The sequence below is a fragment of the Neisseria sp. DTU_2020_1000833_1_SI_GRL_NUU_006 genome (assembly GCA_032388755.1).
Lineage (GTDB): Bacteria > Pseudomonadota > Gammaproteobacteria > Burkholderiales > Neisseriaceae > Neisseria > Neisseria sicca_C.
Genome location: CP135593.1, coordinates 269682 through 286604 on the forward strand (window position 1 = coordinate 269682; position 16923 = coordinate 286604).

The 16923-nt window shown below is 53.1% G+C and carries 18 protein-coding genes and 1 pseudogene; 4 read left to right on the forward strand and 15 right to left on the reverse strand.

Translation table 11 applies throughout. The features are described 5' to 3' along the window. Positions 1 to 279 precede the first annotated feature (279 nt). The 8 genes and pseudogenes from rplS to RSJ68_01240 all read right to left on the reverse strand — a co-directional run bounded on the left by rplS (position 280) and on the right by RSJ68_01240 (position 7613). Positions 280 to 645, reverse strand: a complete 366-nt coding sequence (gene rplS, locus RSJ68_01205) for a 50S ribosomal protein L19 (protein ID WNU97412.1) — start codon at positions 643 to 645, stop codon at positions 280 to 282. Positions 646 to 658: 13 nt separating this feature from the next. After that, a complete protein-coding gene (gene trmD, locus RSJ68_01210) occupies positions 659 to 1408 on the reverse strand; it encodes a tRNA (guanosine(37)-N1)-methyltransferase TrmD (GenBank protein ID WNU97413.1) in 750 nt (249 codons plus the stop codon). Continuing rightward, positions 1408 to 1917 (reverse strand): ribosome maturation factor RimM, encoded by a 510-nt coding sequence (gene rimM, locus RSJ68_01215; protein ID WNU97414.1) that lies wholly within the window; start codon positions 1915 to 1917, stop codon positions 1408 to 1410. The genes trmD and rimM overlap by 1 nt, the downstream gene beginning before the upstream one ends. Positions 1918 to 1935: 18 nt before the next feature. Beyond that, entirely contained in the window at positions 1936 to 2184 is a 249-nt protein-coding gene (gene rpsP / locus RSJ68_01220) for a 30S ribosomal protein S16 (GenBank protein WNU97415.1), read from the reverse strand. Positions 2185 to 2260: 76 nt separating this feature from the next. Further along, positions 2261 to 4657: a GNAT family N-acetyltransferase gene (locus RSJ68_01225; protein WNU97416.1), complete on the reverse strand. Its 2397-nt coding sequence runs from the start codon at positions 4655 to 4657 to the stop codon at positions 2261 to 2263. A gap of 474 nt (positions 4658 to 5131) precedes the next feature. Continuing rightward, positions 5132 to 6547 carry a HAMP domain-containing sensor histidine kinase gene (locus RSJ68_01230; GenBank protein ID WNU97417.1) on the reverse strand — a complete coding sequence of 472 codons (1416 nt, stop codon included), beginning with the start codon at positions 6545 to 6547 and terminating at the stop codon, positions 5132 to 5134. Between the two features lie 15 nt (positions 6548 to 6562). Continuing rightward, positions 6563 to 7240 carry a two-component system response regulator MisR gene (misR, locus tag RSJ68_01235; protein ID WNU97418.1) on the reverse strand — a complete coding sequence of 226 codons (678 nt, stop codon included), beginning with the start codon at positions 7238 to 7240 and terminating at the stop codon, positions 6563 to 6565. Between the two features lie 268 nt (positions 7241 to 7508). Beyond that, positions 7509 to 7613 (reverse strand): annotated as a pseudogene (locus tag RSJ68_01240) (IS5/IS1182 family transposase). A 99-nt stretch (positions 7614 to 7712) separates the two neighbouring features. Here RSJ68_01240 and pheA point away from each other — a divergent pair. Beyond that, positions 7713 to 8801 carry a prephenate dehydratase gene (pheA, locus tag RSJ68_01245; GenBank protein ID WNU97419.1) on the forward strand — a complete coding sequence of 363 codons (1089 nt, stop codon included), beginning with the start codon at positions 7713 to 7715 and terminating at the stop codon, positions 8799 to 8801. Positions 8802 to 8870: 69 nt separating this feature from the next. Here pheA and RSJ68_01250 read toward each other — a convergent pair whose 3' ends face one another. The 3 genes from RSJ68_01250 to plsY form a co-directional block, all read right to left on the reverse strand. Then, a complete protein-coding gene (locus RSJ68_01250; protein ID WNU97420.1) occupies positions 8871 to 9614 on the reverse strand; it encodes an epoxyqueuosine reductase QueH in 744 nt (247 codons plus the stop codon). Between the two features lie 73 nt (positions 9615 to 9687). Next, a complete protein-coding gene (locus RSJ68_01255; protein ID WNU97421.1) occupies positions 9688 to 11139 on the reverse strand; it encodes a patatin-like phospholipase family protein in 1452 nt (483 codons plus the stop codon). A 162-nt stretch (positions 11140 to 11301) separates the two neighbouring features. Then, the gene (gene plsY / locus RSJ68_01260) at positions 11302 to 11913 is read right to left on the reverse strand and encodes a glycerol-3-phosphate 1-O-acyltransferase PlsY (GenBank protein WNU97422.1); all 612 of its coding nucleotides are present in this window, start codon (positions 11911 to 11913) and stop codon (positions 11302 to 11304) included. Positions 11914 to 11969: 56 nt separating this feature from the next. Between plsY and folB the strand changes: the two genes are divergently transcribed. Together folB and RSJ68_01270 are read left to right on the forward strand one after the other, a co-directional pair. Continuing rightward, entirely contained in the window at positions 11970 to 12320 is a 351-nt protein-coding gene (gene folB / locus RSJ68_01265; protein WNU97423.1) for a dihydroneopterin aldolase, read from the forward strand. 157 nt (positions 12321 to 12477) lie between these two features. Continuing rightward, positions 12478 to 13011, forward strand: a complete 534-nt coding sequence (locus RSJ68_01270) for an NUDIX hydrolase (protein ID WNU97424.1) — start codon at positions 12478 to 12480, stop codon at positions 13009 to 13011. 68 nt (positions 13012 to 13079) lie between these two features. On the opposite strand, the gene RSJ68_01275 is transcribed toward RSJ68_01270, so the two are convergent. Both RSJ68_01275 and RSJ68_01280 read right to left on the reverse strand, forming a co-directional pair. Further along, entirely contained in the window at positions 13080 to 13502 is a 423-nt protein-coding gene (locus RSJ68_01275) for a YidB family protein (GenBank protein WNU97425.1), read from the reverse strand. Positions 13503 to 13695: 193 nt separating this feature from the next. Then, positions 13696 to 14679, reverse strand: a complete 984-nt coding sequence (locus RSJ68_01280; GenBank protein ID WNU97426.1) for a hypothetical protein — start codon at positions 14677 to 14679, stop codon at positions 13696 to 13698. 166 nt (positions 14680 to 14845) lie between these two features. Between RSJ68_01280 and RSJ68_01285 the strand changes: the two genes are divergently transcribed. Next, positions 14846 to 15814 (forward strand): hypothetical protein, encoded by a 969-nt coding sequence (locus tag RSJ68_01285; GenBank protein ID WNU97427.1) that lies wholly within the window; start codon positions 14846 to 14848, stop codon positions 15812 to 15814. Positions 15815 to 15903: 89 nt separating this feature from the next. Here the strand turns inward: RSJ68_01285 and ruvX are convergent, their stop codons facing one another. Together ruvX and RSJ68_01295 are read right to left on the reverse strand one after the other, a co-directional pair. Continuing rightward, positions 15904 to 16371 carry a Holliday junction resolvase RuvX gene (ruvX, locus tag RSJ68_01290; protein ID WNU97428.1) on the reverse strand — a complete coding sequence of 156 codons (468 nt, stop codon included), beginning with the start codon at positions 16369 to 16371 and terminating at the stop codon, positions 15904 to 15906. After that, positions 16364 to 16912: a YqgE/AlgH family protein gene (locus RSJ68_01295; protein WNU97429.1), complete on the reverse strand. Its 549-nt coding sequence runs from the start codon at positions 16910 to 16912 to the stop codon at positions 16364 to 16366. Before RSJ68_01295 ends, ruvX begins: the two co-directional genes overlap by 8 nt. Positions 16913 to 16923: the final 11 nt, after the last annotated feature.

Genomic DNA, 16923 nt, shown 5'->3' on the forward strand with positions numbered 1-16923 from the left:
AACCGGTTTTTATTAGGATACATTGTTGTATAGAGAGTTAAGTTTAAACCTGGGTAGCTTTACTTTGATCTAGTTTGAAAAGGATAATTTTCTATTGAGTTATTAGGGTAATAAGTTAAATAGTTTTATGCATCTTGCTGTCGGCAGCCTCATCACTTTGCTCTGATTTAAGTTTAACTCAATATTTTTTGGATCAAATTTCTGCAAATATCCGTTATAAGGGTTTCAAAATAAAAATCCCCACTGAAAAGTGGGGATTTTGCTTTGCAATTCTTTTGCTTAACCTTTACGGGCAGGCAATTTTTCTTTAATACGGGCAGCTTTACCGGTCAGGCCGCGCAGGTAGTACAGTTTGGCGCGACGAACGTCACCGCGGCGTTTTACTTCGATTTTTTCTACGGTAGGGGAGTAGAGTTGGAAGGTACGCTCAACGCCTTCGCCGCTGGAAATTTTGCGGACGATGAAGTTGCTGTTCAAGCCACGGTTACGACGGGCGATAACAACGCCTTCGTAAGCTTGCAGACGGCTGCGTGAACCCTCTACTACGCGTACGGAAACGACTACGGTGTCGCCCGGTGCGAATTCGGGGATTTCTTTGTTCAGGCGAGCGATTTCTTCTTGCTCTAATTGTTGAATCAGGTTCATTGTTTTTCCTAAATTATGATTGGATTTCCTGTTGCTCTTGCAAGATTTCTTTTAAGAGGCGGGATTCCTTTGGGATTAAACTGCGCTTTTCCAGCAGGTCTGGTCTGCGCTCCAGGGTGCGCCGCAGCGATTGTTTCAACCGCCATTCGGCTATCAAGCCATGATTTCCCGAACGCAATACGTCAGGGACGGTCATGCCTTGGAATTCTAAAGGTTTGGTGTAATGGGGGTAGTCTAATAGGTCGTCTGAAAACGAATCCTGTTCGGCCGACTGTATGTCGCCCAATACGCCGGGTATGAGTCTGAGTACGGCATCCATCAGCATCATGGCGGGTAGCTCTCCGCCGGAAACGACAAAGTCGCCTATGCTGATTTCTTCATCGACGCTGCTTTGCAGCAGGCGTTCGTCAATTCCTTCGTATCGTCCGCAAAGCAGTATGAGATGCGGGGATTTTGCAAGTTCTACGGCTTTTTTGTGGGTCAGCGGTTGACCTTGCGGACTAAGGTAGATGACTTTTGCAGGCGCTGAAGATGTTTGTTTGGCTTCTTCTATCGCTGCTTGCAGCGGCGGCGCCATCATAATCATTCCCGGACCTCCGCCAAAGGGGCGGTCGTCAATATAGCCGAGTTTGTTGTCGGCGAATTTGCGGGGATTGATGGCTTGGAATTGCCAAAGGTTTTGTTTTTTTGCGCGACCGGTTACGCCGTATTCGGTAATGCTGTCGAACATTTCGGGGAAGATGGTGATGGCTTGAATCAACATCAGTAGTCTAAGCCCCAGTCGGCGGTAATGGTTTTGCCTTCGGTATCGACGGTTTCGATGTAGTTGGATACGAACGGGATCAGAATTTGACCATGTTCGCCATTAATCATCAAAACATCGTTGGCGCCGGTTTCCATCAGGTTTGTGACTTTGCCAAGCACGATATTGTCTTTGTTGACAACGGTCATGCCGACTAAATCTGCCCAATAATATTCGTCTTCCTCGGTAGGAGCGAATTCTTCTCGGGGGATTTCGATGGTATAGCCACGCAGGGCAAAAGCTTGATCGCGATCGTCTATGCCTTCGAATTTGACCTGAAGCTCCCCGCTGACGATTTTGCCGGCTTCGAGTGTCACATTCAGGGTTTTACCGTCTTTGCTTAACTGCCACTCAGGGTAGTCCAGGAGGCTGTCGGCGTATTCTGTATTGGCGGCTATTTTGAGCCAGCCTTTGATGCCGAATACGCCTTTGATGTAGCCCATGGCTACCCGTTGCTGAGTGTCGGTCATAGCAAGATTAGTCGGTGATTAAGCAGCAGCTTTTTGTTCTTTGATCAGTTTTGCAACTGCGTCGCTGACTTGTGCGCCTTGGGCGATCCAGTGGTTCAGGCGGTCGGCTTGGAGGCGTACGCGCTCTTGTTTTTCATTGGCAACAGGGTTGTAGAAGCCAACGCGCTCGATGAAGCGGCCGTCGCGGCGGTTGTGGGAGTCGGCAACGACTACGTGGAAGAAGGGACGGTGTTTAGAACCACCGCGAGCCAAACGGATAACTACCATTTTGAGTCCTTTTGAGAAAATCGGATAGATAAGAAACCGCTAATTTTAGGATATTTTGCGTTGTTCATGCAAGTTTTTATTTGTTTTTGTTGCTGTTTTGCGGAGTGGTCAGGTTGAGGCGTGCTTGGCACAAAGTGTTGTCTTCTTCTGAAGGGGTGATGGTAAAGCCTGATTTTTCAGCAAGTTTAAGCATAGGAGTGTTGGATTTGAGTATTTGGGCACTCATGACGCGGTAGCCTTGTTGTGTTGCCGATTGGATAATCAGCTTCATCATTTCTGCTGCCAACCCTTTGCCGCGCACGTTTTCAGCAAGCGTGATGCCGAATTCGCATTCGTTGCGGTTGATGCGGCTGAAGCGGCTGACGGCGACGATGAGGTCGTCTGAATTGCGCGCCGTCCATGCGGCTTCGCTGTGGTAGTCGAGTTTGCTGAAGCGTGCGAGGGTGGGGATGGGCAATTCGTTGGTATGGGTCATAAAGCGGGTGTAGCGCGCTTGCGGAGACAGGCTGCGGACGAATTGTTGCTTGGCTTCCGCGTCTTCGGGAGTGAACGGGTGGATGGTTACGGTTTCGCCGTTTTTCAGGGTAAGTGTGGCAGGATGTTCGCTCGGGTAGGGGGCAAGCACGTTTTGGATGGGGGCTTCGCTTTCGGTTTTTGAGCCCAAAAGTTCGGCGGCGGCTTCGCCGGTGTTGCGGAGGAACTCGGCGGCAGTCGGATTTTTGCTGCGCAGGTATTCCGCTGCGGTCTGTACTTTGGCGGCGGCTTGTTCGAGCTTGAGGGTGGCTATATTGGTTGGTTTATTTTTGGGGGAAGGACGTTCGTCAGCATGTAAGACAAAGTCGCTGCTGTATTGGTCGCCGTTGAGGTTGAGCAGGATTTCGCCGATGTATTGCTGCCGTTGGCTGAGTGTGTTTAGGGTGTGTAGGAGCTGGTTGAGGGTGTGTGTATTGTCGAGTTGGGCGAAACGGGCGATGTGTTCGCTGTCCAGCGTAGAGAACGGCGGGAGCGCGGCGGTGGTTTTGCCTTGATGGCATACGGCCAGAATGTCGCCATAGACGGTATGGCGTTGAAAACGGAATTGCACCGCGTTATGCACGGTGTGCCGATAGGCAGGCAGGCATAGGGCTTCGGCAAGCAGGGGCAGGTCTTTTGAGGTGAGGGCTTTGGTAATGTTTCTTGCTTGCGGGGTTTTCAGACGACCTTTTTTAGGCGTGGCGATGCGTCGCTGCTCTTTTTGCAGTTGGTCGGCAATGTTGCGGAACGATACGGCTTGCAGGGCTTGTTCGGGACGGTCGAAATGCAGGAGGTCGTCTGAAAAGCGGCTGCTGACAAGCAGGGGTTTGGCAGTTTGTTTCGCCAGCATGCTCAGGGTGCGGGTCAGATTTTTTTCGTCGGGACTGTCGGTCGGGGCAACGATGGCGAGCAGGGCTTCGGCATGATGGGTATTTTGAAGGTGTTGGCTGGCGATGCTGTGGTAATGAGCGGGCGTGGGTGTGCTGCCGATGTAGCCTTGGCGGATGTGCGGCTGCTTGGTGGGGAATTGGAGTTTTAGGTTTGGGGGCGCACAGGTTTCCAGCCACTCGGCAGGGGTGTCGGACAGGATGTCGATGCTGTTCAGAGGTGGGAGGTCGGATAAACGTGCATGCAGGGCGGCTTCGAGTTCGCTGCTGCTGAATGTGGCGAGGAAGTTGCAATGGCGCGCAAGGCAGCGTAACACGGCTTTTTCGGTGTCGTCTGAACGGTGGGTAACGTGGAGGATAAGCGGGGTGTGGCGGGTGAAGTGGCGTATGGCGCTGAACAGGTTGCGTTGGTTTTCGGCTGGGTTATGCTCGATGACGGCAACTTTAGTGTGGCGGTTGTGGCCGAAACGGTTGAGCCAGTCGGCAGAGGTGGTGGGGCTGAGCGAATAGTTGAGGCTGATGTGGCGTGAAATGCCCTGTCCCATTTTTTGCAGCATGAGGTTGATTTCGCTGCTGACGGAGGCGTGTCCGGTCAAAAGGGCGGTGTAGCCTGCCGGATGGTCGGGTTGGGAACTGATGTTGAGGCTTTGCGATGGAAGCTGCACGCCCGCGGGGCTGCACACGCTGATGTTGAGTTCGTTGCCGTGGTGTTTTTTGATGGCGGCTTCGGCGGTGTGCCATTCGTCGTCGGACAGGCTTTCCCAGTCTTGGATGAGGATGATGTGGCCGAACTGTTTTTTGCGGCAGGATTTGAACAGGGCGTCGTAGCTGTCGGGCGGCGTTACGGCGATGACGAGGTCGGCGCTGCCGGGGATTTTGTTGAGGTTGGTGTAGGAGGTGAGTCCGGCAACCGTGCGGTGGCGGAGGTTGACGGGTGTGATCTGACCTTGAAACGGTGCGCTCAGGAGGTTGCTCAGGATGCGTTCGCCCAAGCTGTATGGGCGTTCGCTCGCGCCCACGAGAATGATGTGGTTGGGCATGAAGAAGTAGCCGGACATGGATTGGGCGGACATGGTGCCTCCTTTTCGGTGTGTGGACGCTGCGTTTCAGACGACCTTTCGGGCGGTTTGGGTTGGAAGGGGTGTGTGATGAGTGAACGGGATTGGGCGTTCGTTGTTGGTTTTGTTATCAATGGATAGTTTGTTTCGCTGCTCTTTATGGCGGAACATGCGGACTTTAAATGATTTAATTATTCACTTGCATTATATATGACAAATGGCATAAAAGGTCGTCTGAAAGGCAGGAACGTAAGGGTTTGTTCTTTTCAGACGACCTTTTGTAGGCTTGGGGTGTGGCAATTTGTTTATAGTGGATTAACTTTAAACCAGTACGGCGTTGCCTCGCCTTAGCTCAAAGAGAACGATTCTCTAAGGTGCTGAAGCACCAAGTGAATCGGTTCCGTACTATCTGTACTGTCTGCGGCTTTGTCGCCTTGTCCTGATTTAAATTTAATCCACTATACAAACCCCGATGGGCAATATTCATGGTCAAGAGTTTTTAGGATGCGGCTTTTCCGTTTTGCCGTTCACTTTCTTTTTGGGCAGGATAAAGTGCATTTTCAAACCATTCGGCTTGATATTTTCGGCCATGATTTTGCCGTTGTGCTGCTCCATGATGTGTTGGGTCAGGGCAAGGCCTAAGCCCGTACCGGGCTTGCTGGCGCTGGAGTCGGCACGGTAAAAGGCGGTGAAAATGTGCGGCAGTTGCATTTCGTCCACGCCGGGACCGTTGTCGGTAACGTCCACAATCCAATGCTTGCCGTCTTGTCCGATATTGACACGGATGGTGCTGCCTTCGGGGCTGTAATTGATGGCGTTGCGGATAACGTTGTCAAACGCGCGGTACAAATAGCCTTCGTTGGCGCAGACCGTGGCATTTTCGGGGATTCTGGGTTCGACCGAAAGGGTAACGGTTTGTTTGTTCTGCTGGGCAATGCTTTGGTTGTCTTCCACGATGTTTTTCAGGAAGGGGACGAGCTTCAGGCTTTCTTTTTCCAGCGGGATATTGGATGTTTCCAAACGGGAAAGCGTCAGCAATTCGCCAACCAAGGTATCCATGCGGGTCAATTCGCCTTCCAGCCTTTTCAGGTATTGCTCCTGCTTTTGCGGCTGCGCCTGAATCAGTCCGACAATCGCCTGCATACGCGCCAAAGGGGAGCGCATTTCGTGGGAGACGTGGTGCAGCAGGTGGCGTTCTTTGGCAACGAGTTTTTCCAGTTTTTCCGCCATTTTGTCGAACTGGATGGCAAGGTGGGACAATTCGTCGTCGCGGTCGTCCACTTGCTGGGAAATACGTGTTTCAAGTTCGCCGTTTGCCACCCTGTCCATACCGCTGCCCAAGATTTTGATGGGCTTGGTAATGTTGCTGGCGAGGATGTACGCCATCAGTAGGCCGACGACGATGATGAAGGAGAGGATGATAAATTCGTGCCAAATCGGGGCGAGCGGCAGGCCCGGGATAAAAAGCGGGCTGGGCAGGCGTTGCGCCTGATGGCTGTCCCAACCTTTGATAAAGAAGAGGTATTCTTCGCCGAAACGGTCGTATTCGATGTGCGCCAAATCGGAATTGGGATTATTGATGGCAAACACGCGGGCGCGTTCGATGGTGTGGTTGTCGATGTTGCGGTCGAGGATGTCTTTTTTCTCGTCGCCCAAAATGACGTAAACGGAATTGGAGACGGGGCTGTCTTCCCATTCCGCCAATATTTCGCGCGCACCGCTGTCCCCGCGCGCCCTAAAGGCAGAGAGGATGCTGTTCATCAAAGTGGTTTCGATGGTGCGGCGTTGGTTGAATTGGTTTTCGGCGAGGGTATTTTGCACCAGCCAAAAAGAAAAACTCGCCACAAAGATTGCGCAGACGATGACTGCGCAAAATGTGGCGAAGATGCGTTGAAACAGTTTCATTGATCTGTTTTATCTTTAGTTTTTAACAAACAGGTAGCCCAAGCCCCGTACGGTCTGAATCAGCGAGGCATCGCCCAGTTTGTGGCGGATGCTGGAGATGTGGACGTCGATGCTGCGGTCGAATTTTGCCAGTTTGCGGTCAAGCGCTTCGATGGACAAAGTTTCTTTGCTGACGACTTGTCCGGCATGGCGCATCAGGACTTCGAGCAGGTTGAACTCGGTGCTGGTCAGCTCAAGCGGAGTGTCTTTGATGGTCGCCTGACGTTTGGCGGGGTAGAGGACGACGTCGCTGACGGAAATGCTGTTTGGCGCGTTGTTCGGCTCGCCGCTTTGTTGCGCACGGCGCAGGATGGCGTTGATGCGTGCCAACAGTTCGCGCGGGGTGCAAGGTTTCGGAACATAGTCGTCCGCACCCATTTCCAATCCGATGATGCGGTCGATGTCGTCGCCTTTGGCGGTCAGCATGATGATGGGAACGGTGCTTTGGGAGCGGACGTTTTTCAATACGTCCAAGCCGTTCATTTTCGGCATCATGGAGTCTAATACGACGACATCGTACTGGCCGGTCAGAATTTCGTGTACACCGGCTTCGCCGTCCGGAACGCTGTGGACGTTCAATCCTTCGGCGGTAAGGTATTCGGTGAGCAATTCGGTTAGCAAAGCGTCGTCATCTACGAGTAATACGCGACTCATGGGATTTCCTTTTCGTGATTGTATGCGCTGCGCAAACCCGAAATAAACGGGTGCGGCGGATAGTGATGGCTAATCTTAACACGCATTTTGAGTTTTTTGATAGCTTGTTTTCCTATGCTTTTGCGCTTTTTTGCATTGCAGGGACGCTGTCTTTACATTTTCAGACGACCCCTGTACCAAATCCCCAAAATATACGCCGGATACGCGCCAAACGGGCGGCAAAATAATGCCGGTAAAGGCTGTGTTCGAGAAAGAACGGGGGATTCTATAGTGGATTAACTTTAAACCGGTACGGCGTTGCCTCGCCTTGCCGTACTATCTGTACTGTCTGCGGCTTCGTCGCCTTGTCCTGATTTAAAGTTAATCCACTATAAAACAGGTCGTCTGAAAACGTATTCAGGCTTTCAGACGACCTGTTTGATGTTAAAATGATTGTTTATATTGATGAATGAATCACAAGGGGCTTGTCGATATGTCCTTATCCATTGACGAACAGCTTTTGCCGCACCGCAATGCCATCGATGAAATCGATGCCGAGATTTTGCGCCTGTTGAACGAGCGCGCAGGCCATGCGCACGCCATCGGCGAATTGAAAGGAACGGGCGCGGTGTACCGTCCCGAGCGCGAAGTCGCAGTATTGAGGCGGATTCAGAGTTTGAACCAAGGCCCGCTGCCTGACGAATCCATCGCAAGGCTGTTTCGCGAAGTGATGAGCGAATGCTTGGCGGTGGAGCGTCCGCTGACGATTGCCTACCTCGGCCCGCAGGGAACGTTTACCCAGCAGGCAGCCATCAAACATTTCGGCCATGCCGCCCATACCGCCGCGTTTCAAACCATAGACCAGTGTTTCCGCCAAGTCGAAACGCGGCAGGCGGATTATTTGGTCGCGCCGGTTGAAAATTCGACCGAAGGTTCGGTCGGCCGCACCTTAGACTTATTGGCGGTAACCGCATTGAAAGCCTGCGGAGAAGTCATTGTCCGCATCCATCACAACCTTTTGCGTAAAGGCACACACGAATTGGGCGGCATCACAAAAGTCATCGCACACGCCCAAGCGCTGGCGCAATGCAACGACTGGCTCGGACGCAACCTGCCCAACGCCGAACGCATCGCGGTTTCCAGCAACGGAGAAGCGGCAAGGCTGGTGGCAGAATCAGATGACCCCAGTATCGCCGCCATCGCAGGACGTACCGCAGCAGATATTTACCATTTGAACTATGTCGCCGAATGTATCGAAGACGAGCCGAACAACACCACGCGTTTCTTGGTTATGGGGCATCAAGATACAGGCAGCAGCGGCAACGACAAAACCTCGCTGGCAGTCTCCGCGCCCAACCGCGCCGGCGCCGTCGCCGCGCTGTTGCAGCCGTTTACCGAATCGGGCATTTCCATGACCAAGTTCGAAAGCCGCCCGAGCAAATCCGCGCTGTGGGAATATCTGTTCTTCATCGACATCGAAGGGCATCAAAACGACGAAAAAGTCCAAAACGCACTGCGGCTCTTGAGCGAACGCGCATCGTTTGTCAAAGTCATCGGGTCCTATCCGGCAGCCGTTTTGTGATGCAGCAGGAATAAAGAAGGTCGTCTGAAATTTCAGACGACCTTTTTCTTCATAGCAAAACCGGCTCAATTATTTGTCCACGACGATTTTGGCAGCCTGTCCGTCAGGCGAGGGTTCGTATTGTGTGGATTCGTCGCCGTAATACAGCACGCCGAGTTTGATGGGGATGCGGCCTTGCGATTTGCGGTGGGCGTTGGAGTCGCGCAGGGAGTAAGCGCAGCCGCAGTATTCTTGTTGGTAGAAGTGTTCGCGTTTGCTGATTTCGATCATGCGCGCGCTGCCGCCGCCTTTGCGCCAGTTGAAATCCCAATACACGACGTCGTCGTAGGGTGCGGCGGCGCGGTGGCCGCAGTCGTTGATTTGCGCCATGTTTTTCCAGCGGGAAATGCCCAGCGAGCTGGTGAAGACGGGGAAGCCGTTTTCGTGGGCGTATTGGGCGGCTTTTTCGAAACGCATGTCGAAACACATGGTGCAGCGGATGCCGCGTTCGGGTTCGAATTCCATGCCTTTGGCTTTGGCGAACCATTCTTTGCGGTCGTTTTCGTAGTCGTCGTCTTTGTCGATGAAGGGGATGCCGAATTTGTCGGCGAAGCGCATGTTTTCTTCTTTGCGCAGCATGTATTCTTTGAGCGGGTGGATGTTGGGGTTGTAGAAGTAGATGGTGTAGTCGATGCCGCTGGCGAGCATGGCTTCCATCACTTCGCCGCTGCACGGGGCGCAGCAGGAATGCAGCAGGACTTTTGTATGGCCGCCGGGTGGGACGAGGACGGGGCGGTTGATGTCGGTAACGATGGGGCTGGTTTTATCGTTCATGATTGGGGTGTTCCGTTTGTGGTGCTTCAGACGACCTTTGGGTTATGGGTCGTCTGAAATGGTTGTGGTGTGGTTATTGGATGGGTTTGTTTTGTTTTTTGGCTGCCTTGCCGTCTTTGGGGGCGGGTGGCGGCGGCTCGGCGAAGATGGTTTCGGGGTTGGGATGTGCGGCAAATTCGTGCAGCAGTTTTTGGTAGTCTTGGGACTGTTTCATCAGCTCTGCCGCTGCGGTCCGCAGGTTGTCCACGTCTTCGGGCGGGAGGTAGAAGCTGGTGGGGATGTTCAACACTTTGTCGCGCAACGCGGACGGCGGCAGGTCTTTGAGGTTGAGGCTGACAAAGGAGAAGCTGATTCCGTCGCCGCTTTGTCGGTTGGCTTCGTTGCGTTGATCGACAAAGGCGCGGAAGCGGCGCAGGGATTCTTGGGTGTATTGGTCGATGGGAATACTGACAATGGCGGTAACGACGTCGCGGAATCTCGGCACAGCGGCGGTTTTGTCCATATTGCTGCTGATTTGGTTTTGGGCATTGACGCTGATGACGACGATGTGGCGCAGGTTGCGGCTGCGGATTTGTTGTTCCAACACTTTGTCGGGATAGATTTCGGTCATGTCCAAGAGGCTGCGCATGCCGAGGTTGTCGGTCAGACCGCCGTCTATCAGGTGGATATAGGGGCGGGTTTTGCTGTCGCTGTATTTGTTGAACCTGTTTTTAAATTCTTGATAGGTGGGGTTTTGCTGCTTTTGGGGCTCGAGGCCGATCATTTGCAGCTGCGGCGGCAGGGTGTAGCCGCAGTTGCCGCCGTTGTTGTTGAGGGTAATCGGGGCGAACACCATGGGCACTGCGCTGGAAGCGGCAACGGCGCGTGCAAGGCGCAATCCGCCCAAGTCGATACACATGGGGTCGAAGTATTCTTGCGTGAAGTTCAGGCGTTCTCCAGCGCCCATGTCGGTAGCGGAAATGATGGCGAACGGGCCTTTGCCGTACCTTTCCAAATCGCGGAAGGTGGCTTTGCCGAAAAGGTGGTTTTCAAACTGCTCCTGCAAGAGGTCGCCGCGTCCGTATTCGGATGAGGCGAGGCGGGGCAGGTTGGACATGGAAAAGGCTTGCTTGACGGCTTGGCGTTGGAAGTTTTGGTGAAGGAAACGCTTGTAAAACATGGGGATGGTTTCTTCGCCTTTGAGCGCGAAGTAGGCGGCGAGGACGGAGCCGCCGGATACGCCGACTACCAAATCGACATTGGACATCAGCGACTTGCTTTTGCCGCCGATGGTAACTTTTTGCTGCTTAAGCTGTTCCAACACGCCGTAGCCCAACGCCGCCGCGCGCGTCCCGCCGCCGGAGAGCATCAGGATGATGAAGGTGTCGTCTTCTTCGCGCCGAAACTGGCTGGTTTCAAAACGATAGCCTTGGTTCATGTCAATTTTATTGATGGTGGCGACAGGCTGATACTTGACCAGCGAGCAGGCAGACAGCGCGGCAAAGGTAAAGGAGGTCAGGATGGTTTTGAACGGGCGTTTCGGCATGGAAGTTTGGCTGTGAACAAAAGAGCTTGATTATAATGGATTAAATCTGTTTTCGATACCGTGCGGCAGGTTAAGGCGATGCCGCAGCGTAGATTGGAAGGTTTTCAGACGACCTTGGTTCATTCCGCAATCGGACAGGTCGTCTGAAAAATAAAATCAGGTTTAAGGCTTGTCCGCCTTGTCTCCGATTTTGCCTTCTTTGCCTTGAAGTAGGTTTTGGATATTGCTTTTATGGCGGTACAACACCAGCACGGCGATGACAACGGTCGCCCAAGCCCAAGAAGGGTAGGGCATCAGCCAGAGGGCGACGAGCGGCGCGGCTACGGTGGCGGCGAGCGCGGCAAGCGAGGACACTTTAAAGCCGAATGCCATCACCAGCCAAATTGCCGCGCAAACCAAAGCCGTTGCAGGAGAAAGCGCCAGCAGTACGCCCAACGCAGTTGCCACGCCCTTGCCGCCTTTAAAGCCGAAAAACAGCGGCCACATATGTCCGACCAACGCGGCGACGGCAACCGCTGCTATGGTGATGACCGACAGATTCAAAGCATCTTGCAGACAGCGTGCCAAAACCACCGCCACCAAACCTTTGAGCGCGTCGCCCAGCAAAGTCAGCGCCGCCGCCTTTTTCTTGCCGCTGCGTAAAACATTGGTCGCGCCGGGGTTGCCCGAGCCGTAAGTGCGCGGATCGTCCATGCCGTAATATTTGGAAACGATGACGGCAAACGACAGCGAACCGATTAAATAAGCCGCGATAACGGCGGATACATTGAACATTTCAGATGCTTTACTTAAAATGGGACGCTCATTTTATCAAAAAAACAGGCAGGCAAATGGACAAAATCTTTTTACGCGGCATGAAGGCGGACACCTTGATCGGCGTGTACGACTGGGAACGCGAACGCCCCCAAACCCTGATTTTGGACTTGGACATCGGCATCCCCGAACAAAGCGGTCAAGACGACCACATCGGCAATACCGTCCACTACGGCGAAGTCTGCGAAGCCGTCAGGGCAAGCCTTGCCGAACAAAGCTTCCTCTTGCTCGAATCATTGGCGGAACACATCGCCAAACTCATCCTTGACAATTTCGGCGCGTTGAGTGTGCGCGTCAAAATCATCAAACCCGGCATCCTGCCTGATGTCAAAGAAGTCGGCATTGAAATCGAACGCAGCAAGGTTTAAAACAGCACAAACGTTTTAGCGAAACCCGCTTCGCTCCCTTTCAGACGAGCCTTTTCATGACTCAAGAGGTCGTCTGAAAGCTCGGCTTCAACGAAGTTAAAACCCATTCCCGATTTTCAGACGACCCCGTATCAAACTTTACAAAGAGAACACGCAAATGGATTTGAAAGAAACCAAACTCAGCAGCGAGCCGATTTACCAAGGCTCATTTGTTACTATCAACCGCGACAAAGTCCGCCTGCCCAACGGCAACGAAAGCCAGCGCATCGTCATCCGTCATCCCGGTGCGGCCTGCGTTTTAGCGGTTACCGAAGAGGGCAAAGCCGTACTCGTGCGCCAATGGCGTTACGCCGCAGACGCTGCCACGCTCGAGCTGCCCGCCGGCAAACTCGATGCAGGCGAAGACCCCGCCGAATGCGCCCTGCGCGAGCTGGCGGAAGAAACCCCGTACACCGCCGACCGCGTCAAACTCATCAGCAGCTTCTACACCGCCATCGGCTTCTGCGACGAAAAAATGTACCTCTATCAAGCAGAAGGCGTGCGCCTCGGCAGCACCTTGAGCAACGACGAAGACGAAATCACCGAAACCGTCCTGATGAGCAAGGAAGAAGTCCGCACCGCTTTGGAACACAACGAAATCAAAGACGGCAAAACCTTAATCGGGCTGCAATATTGGCTGATGCAGGATTGATGTGAAAAGGATGTAAAAAGGTCGTCTGAAAGAATGTTTTCAGACGACCTTTTTGTTTAAAGTACCGCTTATTTGGTGAAGTTTTTCAGTATGGCGGAGGCGATGTCGTCCAAGCCGAAACCGTCGGCTTCCTGCGCCGAGCCGTTGGGTGTGGCTTTATCGACGAGGTTGGGCAGGACTTGAGCCAGCAGGTCGCCCGCCTGGTTGGCATCGATGCCGAACTTTTGCGCCACTTGGCTGATGGTGTCGCTGCCCAGCGCGTTTTGCAAATCGCTGCCGGATATGGGCGCGTTGTCTTGTTGGTTGGAAACCCAGCTGTTCAATACGTCGCCTAATCCGCCTTGTTGCAACTGGTTGATCAGACTGCCCACGCCGCCTTGCTGACGTACCAAATCCATCGCCATATCGGTCAGAGAGTTTTGTGCGCCGCTACCGTCTTTACCGCCCAGTGCTTGTGCTGCCGCGTTCAGCAGACTGTCCATTAATGCCATGATGTTTCCTTTGTGTGAAGTGTAAAATGCCGAGTGTAACAAAATTCCGTCATTTAATTCGCGGTTTAACTCAATTAAACCCGGCTTAGGGAGAATTGACGCGAAAACAAAAAAGGTCGTCTGAAAGCCTGTGTTGCACTTGAAATCCGAATCCAAGACCCCTTTATTTCAAGCCGAGGCAGGAAGGTTTCGGCTATTCCCCGTCTTGGAAAATCACGTCGTTTTCAAACCGCGCCATATTGTGCAACCCGTCGGTCAGGGTAATGCCTTTCAGTTCGTGGCGGCGAACCAAGTCCAACACGGCTTCCTTGCCGGAAACGGGATGGCAGCCGGCAGGACCCATGTGTTGGAAACGGTCGGTGTAAAAAAGATATAAATAACCGTCCCGCGCGTAAAGCCCGCCTTCTTTACGGCTTATCCCAACAAAAAGCGGCTGCTCCGCCAGTTGGTTCCAAACGATATACTTCACGGATTTCGCCAAATCCGCCGAATATTTTTCCACCAGCCCGATCAGCAATACATTCTCTTGCGGCGTATTGCCGGCAAAAAAGTCCAGCAATTCGTCATCTTCGACATTCGTAAACTGCTTGAACAATTCTTCCGCACGCGCCGGTGTAACTTTATAGGGATTGGAAAAACCAACGATGGCTATCGGGTGAAATTGCAGCGGCAGTTTGGCATCGGTGCCGATGGACAATGCCTCCATTTTTTCTCGGGAAGCTGCCATGCTGCCCGCGCCGTTCACGCGCATCAGCCAAGAAAGCGCACATTCAAAATGTTCGCCGTCCTGCCCTCGGTATTCCATCAGTTGAATGCCCAGCGAGTGCGCGACACGCAAGACATTGTTCAGATTGTTGAACTGGTCTGCCTTATCCAACGCACCGACCAAGCCGATCCCGTCTAAAGCGCCGTCCTGCCCGTCAGAAAAAGCCCGCGCGGCTTCATAGGTTTCAAACAGATACAAAACCGTCCGCCCGTCTTTCAGACGACCTATATAAGGGATGCCCGTTCCTTCCGATACATCCGCCTGCATGGCAGACAGCGGCACATACACTTTATCTTTCGCATAAATCGCCCGTGCCGCGCCCTCGCTTTTTTCCTGCGCGGAAAGTTTGCGCGGCTCTTGTGCCGTTTCGTCGGACGGCTTGTTCCCAAAAATTTTAGACAAAATACTCATTCGGTTTTCCTTAATGTATTGGTATGCGCCCGCCTGACTGCTTTTCTGCACAACAGAACGGCGGCAAATCGGGCGCGCAAGATTTTATCACAGCCTTTTTCAGACGACTTGCATTACCCCTAAGATACCGTCCATAATAGCTTTATGCTTTAAGCTAGGAAAAACAATGACTCTCCGAACCTCTACGTTATCCCTATTCACCCTGCTTATCCTCTTGCCGACCGTTGCCGCCGCGAACGACGAACCACCCGCCGACGGCGACACTTGGTTGGACCACCGCCACAAAGGAGTTTCCAAACGCTTGGACAAATGGTCCAACCGCATAGACGACTGGTTTGGCGAACCAAATCCCGACCATCCTGCCGATGCCAACCTTCGCGTCATGCTCGATACCGAATGGAACCCTGACGACAAGTTTACCGTGACGCCACGCGTACGGGGTCGTCTGAAACTGCCGACTTTGGAGAAAAAAGTCCATGTGGTTTTCGGTGATGACTCTTTGGACGACGAGTTGAAACACGAAGCCAACGCCTACCGCAACCGTACCAATACCAACGGCAGGATATTCGACGCCTCCCAAAGCCGCGACAACAACGCCTCTCTTGCCGTCCGCTGGACCGAAGCATTCGCGAAACAGCGCACCAATACCGACTTCGATATCGGTATCCGCTCCGGCAGCGACCTGTTCGCCCGCGCCAAAAGCTCGAGCAATTGGCAACTGACCGACCACATCGACACTAGCTTGGAACAAATCTACCGTTACGGCATCAAGAGCAAACACCATGTCCGTACCAACTGGGAAACGCGCTACATCCCCAGCGAAAGAAGCTTTATCGCCAATCAGGCACACCTGCAATACGAACACGATAAAACCGAAGACTGGACATGGGGCAACAGCCTCTTCCGCCAACACAACCTCGGCAAACACCGCCACGTCAACTACGGCGTGTACACCGGCGGCAATATTGAAAAACGCAAAGCCGCCCTCAATACCTACGGTCCGTTTACCACTTACCGCCAACCGATTTGGCGCAACTGGCTGTTCACCCAAACCGAAGTCAACTACTACAACAACCGCAAGGAAAACCAAAAACACCGCGTCGGCGCGCTGTTAAGGATTGAAGCCTTGTTCTGATGCAAAAAGGTCGTCTGAAAGCCTGTTGCCGGATTCCAATCCCGCCAACTCCACTTTCAGACGACCTTTTTCAAACTATCTCAAACAAATTATTCTTCCGAACCTTCTTCCCTGCCGTTGAAATACTCCGCCGCACCGCCATCGAAAAAGCCCTGCAAAATCGCTTGCGCCGCCACTTGGTCAAGTACCGCCTTCTGTTTGCGCCCGAATACCTGCGCTTCGGCAAGCAGGCTTTCCGCATATAGCGAGGACATCCGTTCGTCCACCCAATATATGGGCAGGTTGAAACGCCCGTGCAGGCGGCGGCCGAATTTGCGGCTGAGGCGGGTCAACTCGTGTTCCGTACCGTCGGCGTGGGTCGGCAATCCGACGACCAAATGCTTGGGCTGCCATTCCCGTATCAGCTTGGCAATGGCGTTGAATTTCTCGTCGTTGCTGTTGCCGGTCACAGTCGCCAAAGGATGCGACAAGCCAAGCTCCGCATCGCCCTGCGCCACACCGATACGCGCCTCGCCGAAATCAAACGCCAAAACCGTCCCTGCCGGTGCTTTATGCATGACCGGCTCCACATACAAGCGCATCGGGCTGGATGCCCAGCTTGGCGAATGCAGCGGCGTAGCGGTGTTCATAAGGCATATCGAACAAAATATGTTCGTCCGCCTTCACCGTCAGCCAGACATTGTCCGCCAGCTCGCGTTCAAGCTGCCCTTTGCTCCAGCTCGAATAGCCTATGCTGATTAAAATTTTGTCCACCGCGCCTTCACGCGATAAGTTTTCAATCACATCGCGCGAAGAAGTCAGGGCAATGTCGTCTGAAACAATCATACTGTTTTGCCAGTTGCCCACGGGCGTATGCACGACATAGCCGCGGTCGATTTGTACCGGCCCGCCCATCATGACGTGTTCGTGCTGCATCCGCAAAGGGATATTGCGGTCAGACGCCGCAAAAATCATGTCCATCGTAATCGGCGACGGTTTGTTGATGATGATGCCCAACGCGCCCTCTTCGTTGTGTTCGCACACATAAATCACCGAATTTTCAAAAAACGGATCATCCATATCGGGCATGGCAATCAAGAAATGGTCGGTTAGGTTCATATCGCTTGTCT